The organism is Flagellimonas alginilytica (assembly GCF_042134605.1).
GTDB lineage: Bacteria > Bacteroidota > Bacteroidia > Flavobacteriales > Flavobacteriaceae > Flagellimonas > Flagellimonas alginolytica.
Window position 1 is genome coordinate 1,114,731 of sequence record NZ_CP169638.1, and the last position, 18,942, is coordinate 1,133,672.

The following is an 18,942-nucleotide window of genomic DNA, read 5'->3' on the forward strand; positions in this document are numbered from 1 at the left end:
TATCAGTTAGGTGATGTTGACCACTTTCTCAATCTGGGGAGCGTACTTTTTTATGGTCATTTCCACTCCGCTCTTTAGGGTCATTTGATTTACACTGCAACCAATGCAATTCCCTTCCAATCGCACCGTAACAATATTGTCCTCAATGGAGACCAAAGTAATATCCCCGCCATCACTTTGTAAAAACGGACGTATTTCATCCAATGCTTTTACTACATTGCTTTTTGTTTCTTCTGATGTCATTGTTGCCATGCTCATTTCTTTTTAACGGCGGAACAACCGGCCATTGTTGTAATCTTAATTGCTTCGGTAGGAGGAAGATCGGTATTTCTTCTCACCATCTCCTGAACCACGTTCTTGGTCAGTTCCTCAAAGGCTTCTTCGGTAGGGGTCGCGGTCTGTAAAGCAGCCGGCCTTCCCACATCTCCGGCCTCCCTGATGCTCTGCACCAACGGAATCTCTCCCAAGAACGGTACATTTAGATCTTCCGAAAGGTTTTTTGCACCGTTCTCACCAAATATGTGATACTTGTTGTCCGGTAGTTCAGCAGGTGTAAAATACGCCATATTCTCCACGATTCCCAACACGGGAACATTTATCGCTTCCTGCTGGAACATGGCCACACCTTTTCTGGCATCGGCCAATGCAATTTCCTGAGGGGTACTCACTACCACTGCCCCGGTTACCGGTAGGGATTGCATAATGCTTAAATGGATATCTCCCGTTCCTGGAGGCAAATCCAATAACAAGAAGTCCAACTCTCCCCAATGCGCATCAAAAATCATTTGGTTCAATGCTTTTGCTGCCATAGGCCCCCTCCAAATCACAGCTTGGTTGGGTTCTGTAAAAAATCCGATGGAAAGTAGCTTTACGCCATAATTTTCGATAGGCTTCATTTTAGCCTTGCCCTCCACATTTATGGACAAAGGTTTCTCCGTGGCCACATCGAACATAATGGGCATGGACGGGCCGTAGATATCGGTATCCAGCAATCCCACCTTAAAGCCCATTTTGGCCAAGGTTACGGCCAAATTGGCAGTTACGGTCGACTTTCCAACACCTCCCTTACCAGATGCAACGGCTATAATATTCTGAATTCCCGGAATGGGATTTCCTTTTATCTGATTCACTTTCGGTTTTGCAGGGGCATCAACCTTTAGGTTGACCTTGATCTTCGCCTTTTCATAAACTTCACTATGGATGATTTTCAAAATCTCCACTTCGGTCTTCTTCTTAGCCTGAAGACTAGGATTCTTTATGGTTACATCCACTTCTACCTCATCACCGAATACCTGAACATTCTTCACCGAACCACTCTCGACCAAATTTTGGCCTTCACCCGGGGCGGATATTTTTTCCAATGCTCTTAGAATATCTGCTTTTTTCAACTTCATGAAACCTAATAATTTATTGACCAATTGTTTGAACTGGTTCTAAACTACAAAGATACGGTGTTGGGGTTAGATTAAGAAGTAGTACTGTTGAATTTCAAAATAAATGGGTTTTTACTTTTTACATACTGGCAACAACACGATCCCTTCATAAAAAAGATAGATTATTATGTGCAATTTTCCGAAAAACTGTAGTTTAGAAGCAATTATCCAACTAACTCGACCAACATGCTACCAAAAAACAAAGTTACCCTGTTCGCCCTTTTGGTTATTTCTCTGTTTTGGATCTCTTGCTCAACCCATAAAAATTCCTTCACCAAACGAGACGTAAAGAAATCCGAGAAATTGATCGGACTGAAGTTCCCCGATAGAGCGATCGACACACTTTACCCCTATCTTAAAAGAAATCGAAGCGGGTTCGATTCCTTGCGCAAATATTCTTTGGGCAACGATGTATTTCCTGCCGTGCGCTTTGACCCCACTCCTTTTGATTTTACCATGCCAGAGCAACAAAATGGCAGCCAATGGATTATTCCCGACAATGTAGAAATCCCTAAACCTTATGATCTGCTGGCCTTTTACACTATTCCTCAATTGGCCTCATTGATCAAAAATCAGAAAATAACCTCGACCGAGCTCACCACATTTTTTTTGGAGCGATTAAAAAAGTATCAACCTGCTTTGCAGTGTACCATAAGCATTACCGAAAGTTTGGCGCTTGAACAGGCCAAAAAAGCTGACGAAGAAATAAAAAATGGCAAGTATAGGGGCATCCTGCACGGTATCCCTTATGGAACCAAAGATTTAATGTCCGTTCCCGGTTACCCTACCACATGGGGCGCAGCACCCTATAAGAATCAAATTATTGATGAGACCGCCACCGTAATTCAAAAACTTGAGGATGCCGGAGCCATTTTAGTGGCCAAACTTGTATCCGGAGCTTTGGCCCGTGGCGATGTTTGGTTCGATGGCAAAACAAAAAATCCTTGGGACACTACCCAAGGAGCCAGTGGGTCTTCAGCAGGGTCAGGTTCTGCTACATCTGCTGGGCTTGTTCCTTTTGCCTTGGGCACGGAAACTTTGGGCTCCATTACCTCCCCGAGCACACGGAATGGGGTCACAGGCCTGCGCCCTACATACGGCAGGGTGAGCCGACATGGTGTTATGAGCCTAAGCTGGTCCATGGACAAGGTTGGGCCTTTGGGAAGAAATGCCGAAGATTGCGCGATTGTTTTTGAAGCGATTCAAGGAAAAGACAAAAATGACCTGACCACCATAGACCTGCCCTTTGGTGTGGATTGGAAAAGAGACATCAAAAGTTTGAGGGTGGCCTATTTAAAAAAAGATATTGAAAAAGATACTACTGATTCTGGCGACAATTTAAGAAACGCCTTAAAATCGCTAAAGGATCTTGGTATTGAACCTACCGCTGTAGAAATGCCCAAGGATATTCCTTATCGAGGATTCGATATTATTCTGAGGGCAGAAGCCGGTGCTTTTTTTGATGAACTTGTACGTTCTGGAGGAGTGGACACTATGGTTGAACAGGACCGGCGATCACGCGCCAATTCCCTGAGGCAAAGCAGGTTTATCCCTGCTGTGGAGTACATTCAGGCCAACAGGCAAAGACAGGTACTTATCCAAAAAATGCAGGATTTAATGAAGAATTACGACGTTTTGATTTCCCCTTCATTTGGAAACGATCAACTTTTGGCCACAAATTTAACAGGGCACCCTGTAATTGCAGTGCCAACCGGATTGGATAAAAAAAATCATCCTACCAGTATGACCTTCGTGGGGAACTTGTACGATGAGGAAAGTATTCTATTATTGGCAAAAGCTTTTCAGGACAACACTTCGTTTGATGAAATGCACCCCCCGGGATATTGATCATAATTCCACTACGGGATCCCAAAAGTATTTCTGAAAATCGACAATTTGGTTGTCCTTGACCGAGATGCCCTCGTTTTCCAGCAATTGTTGCATCATATTACTTCCATCAAAATGGTGCTTGCCCGTTAATATGCCCGCTCGGTTGACTACCCGATGCGCTGGAACATCTTTGGTATGGGAATTGTTCATGGCCCAACCTACCATTCTGGCACTACGGGCAGCTCCCAAATATTTGGCTATGGCCCCATAGGATGTCACCCTGCCGTAAGGTATCTGTTTGGCTACTTCGTAAACTTTGTCAAAGAAGCTTATTTCCTCCATACTAGCGGTACATAATACGAATTAGGGTAATGATCAACAATAAGAGCATTAGGGCACTCAAAATATAATTGGAATTTTTGGAAAAACGGTTGGTCTTTGTTTCCATTTTATCAAAATAAAAAGTATACAGATATAGTACAGAAAATGTACCCGCGCCCGCCGCTACTACAAAGGTGGTAATGTCCTCGGCCTTGAACTTTATCCAACCCGCCTCGTTCCACATGGCATTTAAACCACTATAATAGGGAATGGTCAATAAATTAAGGGCCGCCAAGAGAACGCCCTTAAAAAAACTATTCTTTTTACTTAGATTTACTTCCTTTATGCCCTGCTGGGATTTGGTCTTGTTCCGTTTAGCCATCACAAAAAAGTAAATGGCAAAAAAGGCAAAGACCGCAACGGCAATTTTAAAAAGAATATCGATCACCTGCGGATTGCGGTACAGAAATTTTGATATGTACACTGCAATATAGGCCTGAACCATAATGGTGCTGGATACTCCCAAACTGAAAATAACCCCATTGAGCTTTCCTTTTTCCACACTAACTTTAGCTGCATTCATATTCAGCAAGCCCGGGGGTACGGTAGCCATAAAGGCCGCCGAAAATGTGGCAAAAAAGAGGATGAGTACGTGGGTCATTGATCAGTTGATCCTAAATTGGATATATGTGATTGGTTTTCCGTTTTCAAGATACTGATTTTCGTAGAAAGTCTGAATTTCCAGAACTTCGGATGGTGCTCCTTCATTTTTATACACATCGTGATTGGCATAGAGTATTTCGTGGCCCAAGCCCTGTAATAGGCCAAGGGTATACCCGTGCATGTACTCGCTGTCGGTTTTAAGATTAATTACCCCTCCCGGCTTCAGCATTTTTTTATAGCGTTCCAGAAACACAGGGTTTGTCATCCTATGCTTTGTTCGCTTGTACTTGATCTGTGGGTCGGGGAACGTAATCCAGATTTCGCTCACTTCGCCCTCGTCGAACAAATGGTCCACCAACTCAATCTGTGTACGCAAAAAGGCAACGTTACCCAGATTTTGCTCAATGGCTGTTTTGGCACCACGCCAAAATCGCGCTCCTTTAATATCGATGCCAATATAATTCCTGTCAGGGTCCATTTGGGCAAGACCTATAGTGTATTCCCCTTTTCCACAGCCCAGCTCCAAAACTATGGGATTGTTGTTGCCGAAAAAGGAGGCCCATTGGCCCTTATGCTTAAACCCGGCCAAAACATCTTCTCGTGTGGGCTGCACCACATTGGCAAATGTTTCGTTCTCCTTGAACCTCTTGAGTTTATTTTTACTTCCCACTTTGGTATCGAATTGCGCAAAAAATTAATGATTTGGCAAAACTAAGGAAATCTAAAAGCAATTCGCATTTTGTTTTTTTGTTGTTATGAATTCTTCCAAACGCATTCTGGTCGCTCCATTAAATTGGGGTCTGGGACATGCCACGAGATGCATACCTATTATTCATGAGCTATTAAAGCACGGACATCAACCTTTTATTGCTTCGGACGGCGTTGCCTTGGCGCTCCTTAAAAAGGAGTTTCCCCATTTACCGGTTTTTGAGTTGCCATCTTACAAAATATCCTACGCAGAAAAAGGAAAGCATTTTAAGATAAAAATGATCTGGGATTCCCCCAAAGTGCTTAAAGCAATGGCCAAGGAAAAGAAAGCGGTAAAACGTTTGGTAAAAGAGTATGAGCTGGATGGCATTATTTCCGACAATCGTCTTGGTGCTTATTACAAAAAAGTGCCTTGCGTCTTTATTACTCACCAGCTCAATGTACTCTCGGGGAATACAACATGGATGAGCTCCAAGGCCCATCAAAAAATTATTAAAAAGTTTGATGAATGCTGGGTGCCCGATGTAAAGGGAAAACCTAATTTAACCGGAAAGTTGGGGCATTTAAAAAAGACGAAACTTAATATTGCATATTTGGGCCCATTAAGCCGATTTGAAAAAAAGGAACTCCCCATTATCTACGATTTAATGGTCCTGCTCTCCGGTCCCGAACCACAACGCACCCTTTTGGAAGAAAAAATACTTACGGAACTTAATGGGTTCAAGGGCCATATCCTATTTGTGAAAGGTAAGATCGAAGAGGAACAGACATCCGAAGAAATACGTTCGTCCCATGGAAAAATAACCTTATTCAACTTTATGAAATCGGATGAGCTGGAGAATGCGCTGAACCAAAGCAAAAAGGTTCTTTGCCGATCTGGGTACACTACGGTCATGGATTTGGCAAAATTGGAGAAAAAAGCATTTTTTATTCCAACACCGGGCCAGTACGAGCAGGAATATTTGGCGAAACGTATGCAAAAACAAGGCTTGGTACCCTTTAGCACCCAAGAAGACTTTATTTTGGACGACCTATTCAAAGTGGTGGATTATAAAGGGCTGAATCAGTTTGAACCGATGGTGGATTTTTCTTCTTTGTTCGGTGTTTTTGTCGCTGCGGAAGTTTTTTCCAAGGTGAATGAAAACTCGGAACCGACATCCACTTCGCTCTCCACATAGATTTTCTCACCATGGGCCTCCACAATATGCTTTACTATGGCCAATCCGAGACCGGACCCTCCTTCCGAACGGCTTCCACTTTGATCTACACGATAAAAGCGTTCGAATAAACGAGGTATATGTTGTTTTGGGATTCCGGCACCATTGTCCGTCACCCTTACGATAACCTTGTTCTTGATCAAATCTTCCACACTTACCTCGGCCGTTCCTTTGGGCAATCCATATTTAATGGCATTGACCAACAAATTGCTCATTACCTGTTGTATTTTCTCCTTATCCCCATTCACGTAAATGGGATTGGGATAATTCATATCAAAGGTTAAGGACACCTCTTTTTTGGCCGCCCTCATTTCCAAGAGGTCGAACGTATTTTGAATAAGCTCTATAATATCAAAATCCTCTCGCTCCAGTTTAAGTTCTCCAGCTTCGAGCTTGGTGATCAAATCGAGGTCTTTTACTATGTAAATAAGCCGTTCAACCCCTTTGTTGGCACGTTGTAGATACTTTTTACGAAGTTTCTTGTCGTTCATTGCCCCATCGAGCAAGGTCAGAATATAGCCTTGCACTGTAAAAAGTGGTGTTTTTAGTTCGTGGGAAACATTGCCTAGAAAATCTTTTCGGTACTCTTCCCTAATTTTAAGGGTGTCGATCTCAATCTTCTTTCCTTCGGCAAATTTTTCGATTTCTTGGACCAAGGTCCTCATATCGGTGGTAACCGGTTTGGAAGAAAAGGTAGACGACTCAAGTAGCGACACATCATCGTATATTTTTTTTATTCTACGATAGATAAAACGTTCCACCCTGATCTGGATAATGGTAAAGCAAATGATAAAACTTATAAAAGCAAACAGCACTACATTTGGCCAGGGCATATCCCCGAAATCGTTATGGAATGCAACAAAAAGGACCGTAATCAAGAAAGTTATGACCAGGGAAGACCTTAAAGCAAATTTATATGACTTTTTAAGCTTTATAGCCATTAGAGTACAAACTTATACCCCACACCTTTTACAGTCTTAAAGTGATCGTCGCCGATTTTTTCGCGTAGTTTTCTAATATGTACATCTATGGTGCGCCCGCCCACAACTACCTCGTTGCCCCAAACTTTATCCAAAATAACCTCGCGCTTAAACACTTTGTTGGGTTTGGAGGTAAGTAGGGAGAGTAGTTCAAATTCCTTTCTTGGCAGTACCATTTCCTCTCCGGCCTTCACAATTTTATATTCTTCCCTATTGATGACGATATCACCGACCTTAACTATATCCTCTACTTCTTTTTTCTCGTCCTTTAACCTTCTTAGCAAAGCTTTTACCTTGCTTACCAAGACTTTGGGCTTTATGGGCTTGGTAATGTAATCGTCGGCTCCGGCATCAAAACCGGCCATTTGGGAGTAGTCCTCGCCACGAGCTGTAAGGAATGTAATTATGGTATTGTCCAGACCGGGGGTACTTCGGATAACTTCGCATGCTTCAATACCATCCATCTCTGGCATCATAACATCCATAATGATCAGATGCGGGTTTTTCTTTTTGGCCTTGGCCACGCCCTCGAGGCCGTTTTTTGCGGTAAAGACCTCATATCCTTCGGCCGAAAGGTTATACCCAATAATTTCCAATATATCGGGCTCATCGTCAACCAATAGAATCTTAATATCCTTGTTGTTCATGGGTTGGTATTTCTGTGTTAAACGCTCAAATGTAAAGATAATACACTTACGGGATAAATGCTTAACGTTCATTTAATCTGGTAACCTTATTGTAACACAACTGAAAGAAACACTTAACATACCTCTAACACGGCTTTTACACCCTCCCTGTTTCTTTGCCCCAAAATTAATCCTACACAGTAGAGCATGAAAACATATTTAATATTGGCCTTGTCCTTATTTACCTTTTCGCTATCTGCACAACAGAATGGTAGCGTTGTGGGAAAACTTACGGACAAGGAACTTAACGATGACCCTCTACCTTTTGCCAATGTACTGATAAAAGGAACTACCATGGGTACCACTTCGGATTTTGATGGTCTTTTTCAAATAGCTGATGTTGAGCCAGGAACCTATACTCTGGTATTTAGCTTTTTAGGGTACGAGACCTTGGAAATACCAAATGTTCTGGTCGAAGCTGGAAAAGTTACAGAAATAAATGCAGGCCTTGGTGCCAGTAGCGTAGGTTTAGATGAAGTCGTTGTTACCACTACTGCCAGAAAAGATTCAGAAATAGCCCTTCTTCTACAGCAGAAAAATGCTTTGGTAATGCAAGAAGCCATTAGCGCGGAGGCACTGACATTAAAAGGTATTGATGACGCCGCTGCGGCCGTTGCACAAATTTCCGGAATATCCAAACAACAAGGTTCCAGCAATGTTTATGTAAGAGGATTGGGCGATCGTTACCAAAACACTACAATGAACGGTCTCGCGCTTCCGTCGAATGATGTAGAAAAAAAGAATATCAACTTAGACCTGTTCGGTTCCAGTATTATCGAAAATGTTTCGGTAAGCAAGGCTTATAGCCCAACTTTTTATGGTGATTTTGCTGCTGGAAATGTAAATATCGACTCAAAAGAATACACTGGCGATGGATACCTTGAAGTTTCTCTTGGTGGCGGAATCAATTCCAATGCTGCTGGCGAAGAATTTTTTAAGAGCGAGGGAACAAGTGACTTTGGTTTTTACAACAGGTATGACAATGACCCGTTCGCGGTAGTTCTATCCCATGGTGTGGACCCTGAGTCTGCATGGGAACCAATTAACCTAAGCGGAGCTATCGAGGGAGGTTACTCCTTCGATTTTAACAACGATAAATCCCGATTGAGCTTTTTTGGAACAGCTAGTTTTTCCAATGGATTTGAAATTTGGGAGGGACCCGCAAGAGACTTCACCAATGTACTAAAAGTGGATTTCCCCAACGTTCGTGAGTATGCTTACAAAACTACAACAACTGCTCTGGCAAACGTAACTTATCGCATTAATACGGAAAATAAACTCAAGTTCAGTTCTTTGTTCGTAAACAGTGCTGCCGACAGGGTAGGATACTACGGAGTAAATGGACAGGGCACCAACCGAGATGCCATTTTGGACACAGACCAAGGGTTCTACGTAATGAACGTTCAATTCAACCAAGATATGATCTTCGTAAACCAATTGACCGGTCAACACCTTTTTGACGACAAATTGAGCCTAGATTGGGGAGTTGGTTTCAACAAAGTTTTTTCTGATGAACCGGACAGAAAGCGTATCACCTTGGAAAACTATCAGTTTGCCTTGGACAATGATGATAGCACCAGCCCTGTTTTCTATACCAACATTCCTTTCGACAACCAACGCTTTTTCCAAAGCATAGACGAAAACGAGCTAAATAGCTTTATGAACTTAGGCTATAAAGTTTCAGACAAGGTAAAACTTAACTTTGGCTACAACGGAAGAAGAAAGGAGCGTAGGTTCAATAGTACCCGTTATGGATATGATATTGTAAACAGGGACAATACTCCCATTACAGATGTAAACAATCTCAATTCCATATTTAACGTGGAAAATATCAATATCCCTGCTGGAGAAGGTCTTTGGAACACTATAGTTCTTAACCCGATCACTAACGAAATAGGCAACACCAACCGACCTGGATTGCCAGAAAACACATATAAAGGAAATCTAGGCATCCATGCATTCTACACAACGGCCGAATTGGGTGTTAGCGACAAGTTCAGTATTGTACCTGGTATAAGAATAGAATCTTTCAGTCAAAAGGTAAAATACGATGTTATCAACATAAGTCCGGTAGATCCAGGTTTTAGAGAAGTTTATGAAAACATCATTTTACCTAGTATAAATGTAAAATATGCACTTACCGAAAATTCAAATCTTAGGGCTGGATTTAGCAAGACCGCATCTTTCCCAGAATTTAAGGAAGTTGCTCCATTTGTGTACGAATCGGTGACACAAAGGGTTGGAGGTAATCCCGACCTTTTGGGTGGTCTGGATGGAAATGGCCCTACCTATTCCGATATTTATAACTATGATGTTAAATATGAATGGTTCTTGGAAAGAGGGGAAATAATTTCCATTGCTGCTTTTGCAAAAACCATTAAAGACCCAGTAAACCGAGTTGTTGCTGCCGACGCAACCGGAACGCAACGTTATTTTAGAACTGGAGAACAAGCAGATATCTACGGTGTTGAACTGGAAGCTAGAAAAAACCTTTTAATGGACAGTGATGACAATGCCATTGTTTCCATGGGGTTGAATGCGGCGTACACACACACCGAGCAAGATTTAAAAGATATTCCCGCTGGTACAGAGAATACCTTCGGAACCTCGTTTGACAGAGATTCCGATGAACTTGAAGGAGCATCCCCTTTTATTTTTAACGCCGACCTAAACTACAGTCCTACATTTGGTAACTATAGGCCTAAAGCCACAGTGGCCTTTTCCTATTTTTCCGATCGTATTTTCTCTTTAGGAGCAGGTAGTTTGGGCAACATTGTTGAAAAAGCGGTGCCTACTTTAAATTTTGTTTGGCAAAATTCCTTCGGAGAACACTTTGAAGCCAATCTTTCAGCAAAAAACATTTTGGACCCGGATATTTCTTTGATAAGAGAAGGGACCGATTTAGGGGACATTGTAATAAGAGAGTATAATCTTGGGGTTAACATTGGGCTAACCCTTAAATATAAATTTTAATTCTATTTAAATTCTGACAAATGAAAAACAAGTTTTTATTTTTAGGTATAGCCGCTGCTTTGTTCATTGCTTGTGAAGCTGACGATACCTCAGATATTGTTATCACCGATAACAGTGTTACGAACAATACCACCAACAATTCAGATGGTGGCGGAGATGAAGTAACCTCCGTAAACCTTAATGGTCTATACACACAAGACCTTACTTTGGACCCCGATATTGCCTATACGGTAACAGGGCCGGTCCTTATGGCAGAAGGAACAACCTTGACCATTCCAGCAGGAATGACCATTGAAGTAGAACCAATTGGTGTAAACGCCTATATCGCAATACTCCAAGGAGCACAGATCAATGCCAATGGAACATCTGCAAACCCAATCGTTTTCACTTCTAACAGTGCAGACCCTGGGCCTGGTGATTGGGGCGGATTGGTTCTTTTAGGAAAAGCGCCTATCAATTCCACTCCTGATGGATCAACCGACCTTGCTACTTCAGAAGTAGGGGCATTGTCTTACGGAGGAAACACTCCTGGCGATGATTCAGGTGTGCTTCGTTATGTTCGTATCGAATATTCCGGTGGTGCAGTTGATGGCAACGCCGAATTGAACGGACTTTCCCTTTACGCTGTTGGTAACGGTACTGAGATAGATTACGTTCAAATCTACGAAGCATCAGATGACGGATTCGAATTTTTTGGCGGAACCGTAGAAGCAAGCCACTTGATCGTTGTGAACTCCGAAGATGATTCAATCGACTGGACAGAAGGATTTACCGGTGCCCTGACCGATGTATACGTACAACATGGAGGAACCATCAACGACAAAGCTTTTGAATGTGATGGATTCAACACAGACTTTAGTAACGAAGGTGGTTATTTTTCTAACCCAACTGTAACCAATGTAACCGTTGTAGGAGGTCCAAACAACGCTGGTGAAGCAATAAGATTACGTGCTGGAACACAAGGAACATTTACCAATGTTGTTGTAACCGATTTTGAAGAGGCTTTCGACTTGGACGACAGCGATACAGGACAAGGCGTTTTGGATGATCTTTTAAATATTGTTGATGTAACCTTCAACAATGTTACCACGACTTTGAAAAACGATACCGGAGCTGTATTTAACGAAAGCGATGTTATCTCTGGAGTTGGCAACGGTACTGGAACCGATGTTGCTACTTGGGGTGCTGACTGGACAGTTGGTATCAACGAATAAAATTTCTAAATAAATTAAAGGAGCCCTCGAAAAATCGAGGGCTTCTTTTTTGCATTTCATCGAAAAGTAACCCTCTATTCATCAATTGGTTCCGGTTTGGCAAAGCAATTTTTATATATTTGTGGCATACCGTTTGCAACCATTAACGTATGAAGCACTTTTACTTCGTTATTCTTTTATTTATCTGTACACTTGGTTTTTCTCAGGATAATGCCAGGTCAAGTGCCGATATTGAAGGCTTCAAACTTTACCCCAATCCGGTTACTCAAGGAAAGGTCTACATCGAAACAGCTCTAAATGCACCAAAAAAAATCCTCGTTTTCGATGTGTTGGGGACACAGGTCCTGGAAACCACTATTCTTGGTAAGGAACTCAACCTTTCCAATTTGGATAAAGGTGTTTATATTTTAAGGGTTTTCGAAAAAAACAAGGTAGCCACTAGAAAGCTCATTGTTAAGTAGTTCGGCCCTTTTTAACCTTATTTTCCAATCCTAAACAACAGCTTTCAACGCTTTACCACCAGTTTTAGTATTTTCACAACATAATGTGGTACAACTTAACATGGTTATCTACTTTTATATTGCACATAGACCCCAAATCAGCAATATGAAGAAAATCTACTTTGTTTTACTTATGGCTTTACCTTTATTTTCTTTCGGTCAGGAGCTGGTAACAGTGAACAATGAGCCCGTACAAGAGCTCAAGGGTTTTAAAATGTACCCTAACCCGGCCTATGGAAGTGAAGTGTATATTACGACGGAATCCAACGGAACCAAAGAAATCAGAGTTTACGATGTTTTTGGCGAAGTTGTGCTTACAAAAAGGATAAACACCAATACTTTGGACATTTCCAGATTGGTTCCCGGAGTTTATGTACTCCAAGTAACGGAACGCAAAAAAACAATGACCCGAAAATTGGTGATCAAATAAAAATTGCCCAACATTTTTAAAGCCCTTTTCATCAAGGGCTTTTTTATTTTTAGGTAATTTTGGGGCTCAATGAAACAGTTTGATACCCATCGCATATTTTCCATCTCCAACGCTTACGATTTTGACCGGGTCGCATTGGATGTTTTTAGGTTTCAATACCAGAACAACCAAGTCTATCACCAATTTTGCAACCATTTGGGCAAGACCCCGAAAACTGTTTCGCTAACACGGGAAATTCCTTTTTTGCCCATATCTTTTTTTAAGACCCACGCTGTACGCTCCACAGAACAGGAAGCAGAAACAATATTTACAAGCAGTGGCACAACCAAAACTTCCACAAGCAAGCATTTTGTTCCGGAAATCGAACTTTACGAAAAGAGTTTCTTGTCCGCTTTTTACAAATTTTATGGTTCACCAAATGAGTTTTGTATTCTGGCCTTATTGCCATCTTACCTCGAAAGGGAAGGATCCTCATTAATTTATATGGTCAATGATTTGATCAATAAATCCGCTCATCCAAGCAGTGGTTTTTATCTTCACAATCTGGACGAACTGCACCAAAACCTGCTCAAATTGGAACAGAAGGGAACCAAATGTCTTTTGATCGGTGTTTCCTTTGCCTTATTGGATTTAGCAGAAAGATTTTCGATGAACTTACAAAATACCATTATAATGGAGACCGGTGGAATGAAAGGTCGTCGTAAAGAATTGATTCGAGAAGAACTGCACCAATTACTGCAAAAAGGATTGGGCGTGGAGAAAGTACATTCCGAATATGGAATGACGGAGCTTCTGTCCCAAGCATATTCGAAAGGCAATGGCATTTTTAAGACCCCGCCTTGGATGAAAATCATTACTCGGGATACCGAGGACCCATTAGCTATCCAATCGGCCGGTAAAACGGGAGGTATCAACGTTATCGATCTTGCGAACATTTATTCTTGTTCATTTATTGCCACACAGGATTTAGGAAAAACCTATCCAAACGGAACTTTTGAAGTTTTGGGCCGTTTTGATGATTCCGATATCCGCGGTTGTAACTTGATGGTCTTGTAATATCACATAGTCCATACATCCAATTATACACAAAACCCATCCTTTCATAACATTGCAACCTACGCGTTATCAATATTTTACGTAATTTATTGAGATAACCAAACAATCGAGATTATGAATAGAAGTGCTTTTTTAAAAAGAAGTGCCCTCTCTGCAGCGGCATTGGCCACTTTACCTGGATTCGCCCATGTACATCCAAAGGAAGAAGAAGAGAACAACAAAACTCTGGAACCAAAAATTGTACGAAAGGGAGAGGGCAAACAAGTAAATGTTATCGGTGACCAACAAACATTTAAACTTACCAGCGAGGACACCAACGGTCTTTTTACCTTAATAGAAGAAGTAAATCCTCCCGGCACAATGATCCCACCACACGTTCACACCAATGAAGACGAAATCTTTAAAGTTTTGGAAGGCGAGCTAGAAGTAACTGTTGGGGACCAAACAACTATTTTAAAGGCAGGTGATTTGGCATTTGCGCCTAAAAATATTCCACACACTTGGAAGGTAGTCGGGGATAAAGACTGCAAAACCATTTTAAGTGTATTCCCTGCAGGGCTGGAACTAATGTTCGAAGAATTGGGCAATTTGCCCCCTGGCCCGCCAGATTTTTCGAAAATAACCGAGATTTGCGGCAGATATGGAATTACATTTTTAACCTAACAAAAAAGCCATCTAAAAGATGGCTTTTTTATATTGCTTTATGTTCAAGAAAATGTCCTTTGTTATCCTGAACTTTTTAAGACTGTCCCAACTATTTGTTTGACCCGTGTGAATTGGTTATTCCGCAATCAACACAAAATAATTTTTTTTGCCCCTTTGTAGCAGTACAAATTTATTGTTGATCAAATTCGATTCGGTAATCAGGTAATCTTCTTTAACCTTTTCCTTGTTTACGGATATGGAATTCTGTTTTAATTCTCTTCTTGCCTCACCATTAGATCCTAAAAACCCGGTTTTGGCGGCCAACGCCCCTATCATGTCCAAACCTGGATTTAGTTCCTCTTTACCAATAGTGGCTTGTGGCACCCCGTCAAAAACATCCAAAAACGTTTTTTCATTGAGTTGTTTCAAGTCTTCTGAAGTTGACTTTCCAAAAAGGATATTGCTCGCTTTAATCGCATTGTCCAAATCTTCCTGGGAATGCACCATGATCGTAACTTCTTCTGCCAATCTCTTTTGAAGCGCCCTCATATGTGGAGCCTCCTTATGTTCAACAACCAAATTCTCTATTTCCTCCCTGCTCAAAAATGTAAAGATCTTGATATACTTTTCAGCATCTTCATCCGAAGTGTTCAACCAGTACTGGTAAAACTTATAGGGCGATGTTCTTTCTGCATCCAGCCAAATATTGCCGCCTTCTGTTTTTCCAAATTTGGTCCCATCTGCCTTGGTGATTAAAGGACAAGTAAGGGCAAATCCCTTTCCACCACCAATTCTACGGATCAATTCGGTCCCCGTGGTGATGTTGCCCCACTGGTCGCTACCTCCCATTTGAAGGCTACAATCGTGGTTTTGGTAGAGGTATAAAAAATCGTAACCCTGCACCAGCTGGTAGGTAAATTCGGTAAAGGACATACCCTCCTTGGCATCGGACGAAAGACGTTTTTTTACGGAATCCTTGGCCATCATATAATTAACGGTAATATGCTTGCCAACGTCCCGGATGAACTCCAAAAACGAAAAATCCTTCATCCAATCGTAATTGTTGACCAAGACCGCAGCGTTGGGCCCACCGCTTTCGAAATCCAGAAACCGGCTCAATTGAGATTTTAAGGCTTCTTGATTATGTCGCAGTGTTTTTTCGTCCAGCAAATTCCGTTCGGCTGATTTTCCAGAAGGATCACCGATCATGCCCGTGGCACCACCCACCAAAGCATAAGGCTTGTGTCCGGCCAATTGAAAATGCTTCAACATCATTACTCCCACCAAATGTCCAATATGCAGGGAGTCTGCGGTAGGGTCTATCCCTACATAGGCAGAACGCATTTCCTCCATAAGATGTTCTTCGGCTCCAGGCATCACATCGTGTACCATTCCCCTCCATTGTAGTTCTTGAACAAAGTTCTTCGTCATGATCAGTTTTTTGGAATAGGTGCAAATATAAAATGAAGTTGGCATTTGACTGTATATTTCCAGCACAAATAGGTACTTTTACGGTATGATTTTGGTTACGGGAGGCACTGGACTGATCGGTTCCCACTTACTTTTCCATTTGATCAGCAATGGGAACAAGGTCAGAAGCAATTATAGGACAAAGGAATCCATTGATAAAGTCCACAACGTTTTTGGATACTATACCGACAATCCGTCAGATTTGGTGGAACAAATTGATTGGGTTAGGGCCGATATTACCAATTTAGGTGGTTTGGATTCGCTTTTTGATGGGATATCTCAAGTATTCCACTGTGCCGCACTGATCTCTTTTGACCCCAAGGATTTTAAAGCTTTAGAGCGCACCAATGTTGAAGGAACTGCGAACATCGTGAACCTATCCTTAAAGCACAAGGTAAAAAAACTGTGCTACGTAAGTTCCATTGCTGCCATTGGACCAAGCCTTAAACAAAAAGAAATCACCGAGGAAACCGAATGGCTCGAAACCAAGGCATCTGTTTACGGAATTACCAAATATGAGGCTGAGCTTGAGGTTTGGCGCGCATCACAAGAAGGCCTGTCCGTGGTTATCGTAAACCCTGGTGTTGTGATCGGTCCTGGTTTTTGGAAGTCTGGCAGCGGCACCTTTTTTTCCTATGCAGCCAAAGGAAAAAAGTATTACATCCCCGGTGGCACCGGTTTTGTAAGCGTGCACGATGTTATCAAAGCCATGACGATGCTCATGGCCTCGGAGATTAAAACCGAACGATTTATTTTGGTGGGCCAAAATATGACCTATGGAGAACTATTTAAGAAAATAGCTCCAAAATTGGGCGTTGAGCCACCGGACCGGAAAGTTTCCAAATTTATGTTGGAACTCTTTTGGCGGTTGGATTGGGCAAGAAGCCAATTGTTCGGAAAAAGAAGAAGGCTATCCAGAGTAATGGCCAAAGGATTGTATCAACAGCAAATTTATAGTAATCGGAAGATACGATCGCAGCTAGATTTTACGTTTGTGGACCTGGACAAAGCCATCGCCTTTTGCTGCGATAAGTTTATGAAGAAGAATTAGATTTCTTTTCATTGGCTTCACGCACGGCCTTAATGGAATCGGTCCGTTTTAAACTTGCCGCGCGAACACTATCGTTACGACGCTTTCCAATGGCCTCCAATGTGTCCTTTTTCTGCTTCACCCTTGCTTCCACACCTTCATAAATGGCCTGATACTCCAAAGGAAGCGAAGCATAATACAGATCACTCTGCGAAAACTGTGCACTATCAATATCGTACTTGGTGTAGATAAAATCCATAATATCGATTCTGGAATCCTTGAATTTTCTGCTCGTGGTTGCTTGTGCTGCATTAAAAATTGCCAGATCATGGAGAATATCCATCATTTGTTCCTTTGGAATAAGGTTTTCCGGTTCTTCCACTACTTTTTCCGCACAGGAGACCATCAAAAAAAATAGACCTATAAAAAAAAGTATGGTACGTATCATTCCTTATCGATTAAAAGTGAGCCTCTTTGCATTTTTCTCTGGATGGAAATTACCATTTTCAAACGCCAATAAACCATTTACAAAGGTTCGCTTTATTTCGGAGCCAAAAGTAACACCTTCGAACGGGGACCATCCACATTTATAGAAAATATTATCTTTTTTAACCTCGTTTTTAGAACCTCTGTGCACCTGAACCAAATCTGCAAAATACCCTTCTCGAACAAATCCTCGCCGATCAATATCAAAAAGCTTGGCTGGATTATGGCACATCTTCTCTACCAATTTTTCCAAAGTAATAACACCTTCCTGTTCTTTTTGTAGCATGGCCAATAGTGCGTGCTGTACCAGAGGTCCACCAGAAGGTGCTTTTGTATAGGGGTTGTCCTTTTCTTCCATGGTGTGCGGTGCATGGTCCGTGGCCACAACATCAATACGATCATCTAGGAGGGCTTCCCAAAGTTTGGCCCTATCGTTTTTGGTCTTAACCGCCGGATTCCATTTAATGAGTGTTCCCTTTTTTGCATAGTCCTCATCCGAAAACCAAAGATGGTGGATGCAGACTTCCGATGTGATTTTTTTCTTTTCCAATGGAATCTCATTGGTGAACAAATCGGTTTCGATGCCCGTTGAAAGGTGAAAGACATGCAATCTCGCCCCTGTTTTCTTGGCCAAGGCAATCGCTTTTGATGAACTTAGGTAGCATGCCTCCGCGCTCCGGATAATGGGGTGCATCTCTATAGGAATGTTATCCCCGTACATTTTTTTATATGATTCCAAATTGGTCCTAATGGTCCCCTCGTCCTCACAATGGGTGGATATCACCATTTCGGTATTGCTAAAAATCTGCTCCAATACTTGCTCGTTGTCCACCAACATATTTCCTGTTGATGAGCCCAAGAACAGTTTAACCCCGGAGCAGGCATTTTTATCCAACCGTTTTAGTTCCTCCAAATTATCGTTTGTGCCCCCAAAAAGAAAGGAGTAATTAGCGAAGGAATCTTTTGCAGCAATGGCAAATTTATCTTCCAATTTTGCTATTGTGGTCGTTTGCGGGTTGGTATTGGGCTGCTCCATAAAAGTGGTTATGCCCCCAGCTATGGCCGCCCTGCTTTCTGTGGCAATGGTACCTTTGTGCGTTAACCCTGGCTCCCTAAAATGTACTTGATCATCTATAACACCGGGCAACAAAAGATCTCCATTCAAATCGATTACCTTCGCATTGGGATCGGATATATCGGCATCGACACGGAGAATAAAATCACCTTCCAGCAACACATCGGATTCAAAAATGCTGTTCTCGTTTACAATGTTGGCGTTTTTCAACAGAATTTTTGACAT

Annotated in this window: 19 protein-coding genes; 9 read left to right on the forward strand and 10 right to left on the reverse strand. The window is 41.9% G+C overall.

Annotation, left to right across the window (positions count from 1 at the left end; all coding sequences use genetic code 11):
- Positions 1 to 6: 6 nt before the first annotated feature.
- Complete coding sequence (locus tag ABTP35_RS04890; RefSeq protein ID WP_293299146.1) at positions 7 to 243, reverse strand: NifU family protein; 237 nt, start codon at positions 241 to 243, stop codon at positions 7 to 9.
- An 11-nt stretch (positions 244 to 254) separates the two neighbouring features.
- Entirely contained in the window at positions 255 to 1,394 is a 1,140-nt protein-coding gene (locus tag ABTP35_RS04895) for an Mrp/NBP35 family ATP-binding protein (protein ID WP_252080741.1), read from the reverse strand.
- Between the two features lie 225 nt (positions 1,395 to 1,619).
- On the opposite strand from ABTP35_RS04895, the gene ABTP35_RS04900 reads away from it, so the two are divergent.
- Positions 1,620 to 3,281 carry an amidase gene (locus tag ABTP35_RS04900; protein ID WP_293298814.1) on the forward strand — a complete coding sequence of 554 codons (1,662 nt, stop codon included), beginning with the start codon at positions 1,620 to 1,622 and terminating at the stop codon, positions 3,279 to 3,281.
- On the opposite strand, the gene ABTP35_RS04905 is transcribed toward ABTP35_RS04900, so the two are convergent.
- From ABTP35_RS04905 to trmB, 3 genes are read right to left on the reverse strand one after another with little or no spacing between them, the layout of a single operon-like run.
- Positions 3,282 to 3,605 (reverse strand): MGMT family protein, encoded by a 324-nt coding sequence (locus ABTP35_RS04905; protein ID WP_252080743.1) that lies wholly within the window; start codon positions 3,603 to 3,605, stop codon positions 3,282 to 3,284. It abuts the gene before it with no gap.
- 1 nt (position 3,606) lies between these two features.
- Complete coding sequence (locus tag ABTP35_RS04910; RefSeq protein WP_224836275.1) at positions 3,607 to 4,245, reverse strand: LysE family transporter; 639 nt, start codon at positions 4,243 to 4,245, stop codon at positions 3,607 to 3,609.
- 3 nt (positions 4,246 to 4,248) lie between these two features.
- On the reverse strand, positions 4,249 to 4,917 hold the full coding sequence (gene trmB, locus ABTP35_RS04915; protein ID WP_375334471.1) for a tRNA (guanosine(46)-N7)-methyltransferase TrmB: 669 nt from the start codon (positions 4,915 to 4,917) through the stop codon (positions 4,249 to 4,251).
- Positions 4,918 to 5,002: 85 nt separating this feature from the next.
- Here trmB and ABTP35_RS04920 point away from each other — a divergent pair, with 85 nt between their 5' ends.
- Entirely contained in the window at positions 5,003 to 6,133 is a 1,131-nt protein-coding gene (locus ABTP35_RS04920; protein WP_293298804.1) for a glycosyltransferase family protein, read from the forward strand.
- Here ABTP35_RS04920 and ABTP35_RS04925 read toward each other — a convergent pair.
- Complete coding sequence (locus tag ABTP35_RS04925) at positions 6,019 to 7,113, reverse strand: ATP-binding protein (RefSeq protein ID WP_293298801.1); 1,095 nt, start codon at positions 7,111 to 7,113, stop codon at positions 6,019 to 6,021. The genes ABTP35_RS04920 and ABTP35_RS04925 overlap by 115 nt on opposite strands.
- On the reverse strand, positions 7,113 to 7,799 hold the full coding sequence (locus ABTP35_RS04930; protein ID WP_293298798.1) for a response regulator transcription factor: 687 nt from the start codon (positions 7,797 to 7,799) through the stop codon (positions 7,113 to 7,115). The genes ABTP35_RS04925 and ABTP35_RS04930 overlap by 1 nt, the downstream gene beginning before the upstream one ends.
- Before the next feature lie 186 nt (positions 7,800 to 7,985).
- Here ABTP35_RS04930 and ABTP35_RS04935 point away from each other — a divergent pair, with 186 nt between their 5' ends.
- From ABTP35_RS04935 to ABTP35_RS04960, 6 genes are all read left to right on the forward strand, one after another.
- Positions 7,986 to 10,811: a TonB-dependent receptor gene (locus ABTP35_RS04935; RefSeq protein ID WP_293298795.1), complete on the forward strand. Its 2,826-nt coding sequence runs from the start codon at positions 7,986 to 7,988 to the stop codon at positions 10,809 to 10,811.
- 20 nt (positions 10,812 to 10,831) lie between these two features.
- A complete protein-coding gene (locus ABTP35_RS04940; RefSeq protein WP_224836269.1) occupies positions 10,832 to 12,025 on the forward strand; it encodes a multidrug transporter in 1,194 nt (397 codons plus the stop codon).
- A 149-nt stretch (positions 12,026 to 12,174) separates the two neighbouring features.
- A complete protein-coding gene (locus ABTP35_RS04945; protein WP_224836268.1) occupies positions 12,175 to 12,486 on the forward strand; it encodes a T9SS type A sorting domain-containing protein in 312 nt (103 codons plus the stop codon).
- A 145-nt stretch (positions 12,487 to 12,631) separates the two neighbouring features.
- Positions 12,632 to 12,955, forward strand: a complete 324-nt coding sequence (locus ABTP35_RS04950; RefSeq protein WP_224836267.1) for a T9SS type A sorting domain-containing protein — start codon at positions 12,632 to 12,634, stop codon at positions 12,953 to 12,955.
- A 69-nt stretch (positions 12,956 to 13,024) separates the two neighbouring features.
- Positions 13,025 to 14,011, forward strand: coding sequence for an acyl transferase (locus ABTP35_RS04955; protein WP_293298789.1), 987 nt, complete (start codon positions 13,025 to 13,027; stop codon positions 14,009 to 14,011).
- Between the two features lie 114 nt (positions 14,012 to 14,125).
- Positions 14,126 to 14,674, forward strand: a complete 549-nt coding sequence (locus tag ABTP35_RS04960; RefSeq protein WP_293298786.1) for a cupin domain-containing protein — start codon at positions 14,126 to 14,128, stop codon at positions 14,672 to 14,674.
- A gap of 117 nt (positions 14,675 to 14,791) precedes the next feature.
- Here ABTP35_RS04960 and tyrS read toward each other — a convergent pair whose 3' ends face one another.
- Complete coding sequence (gene tyrS, locus ABTP35_RS04965) at positions 14,792 to 16,087, reverse strand: tyrosine--tRNA ligase (protein WP_293298783.1); 1,296 nt, start codon at positions 16,085 to 16,087, stop codon at positions 14,792 to 14,794.
- An 85-nt stretch (positions 16,088 to 16,172) separates the two neighbouring features.
- Here tyrS and ABTP35_RS04970 point away from each other — a divergent pair, with 85 nt between their 5' ends.
- Positions 16,173 to 17,177: an NAD-dependent epimerase/dehydratase family protein gene (locus ABTP35_RS04970; RefSeq protein ID WP_293298780.1), complete on the forward strand. Its 1,005-nt coding sequence runs from the start codon at positions 16,173 to 16,175 to the stop codon at positions 17,175 to 17,177.
- Here ABTP35_RS04970 and ABTP35_RS04975 read toward each other — a convergent pair.
- Together ABTP35_RS04975 and ABTP35_RS04980 are read right to left on the reverse strand one after the other, a co-directional pair.
- On the reverse strand, positions 17,161 to 17,604 hold the full coding sequence (locus ABTP35_RS04975) for a DUF4296 domain-containing protein (RefSeq protein WP_224836262.1): 444 nt from the start codon (positions 17,602 to 17,604) through the stop codon (positions 17,161 to 17,163). The genes ABTP35_RS04970 and ABTP35_RS04975 overlap by 17 nt on opposite strands.
- Before the next feature lie 3 nt (positions 17,605 to 17,607).
- Entirely contained in the window at positions 17,608 to 18,942 is a 1,335-nt protein-coding gene (locus ABTP35_RS04980) for a dihydroorotase (protein WP_293298777.1), read from the reverse strand.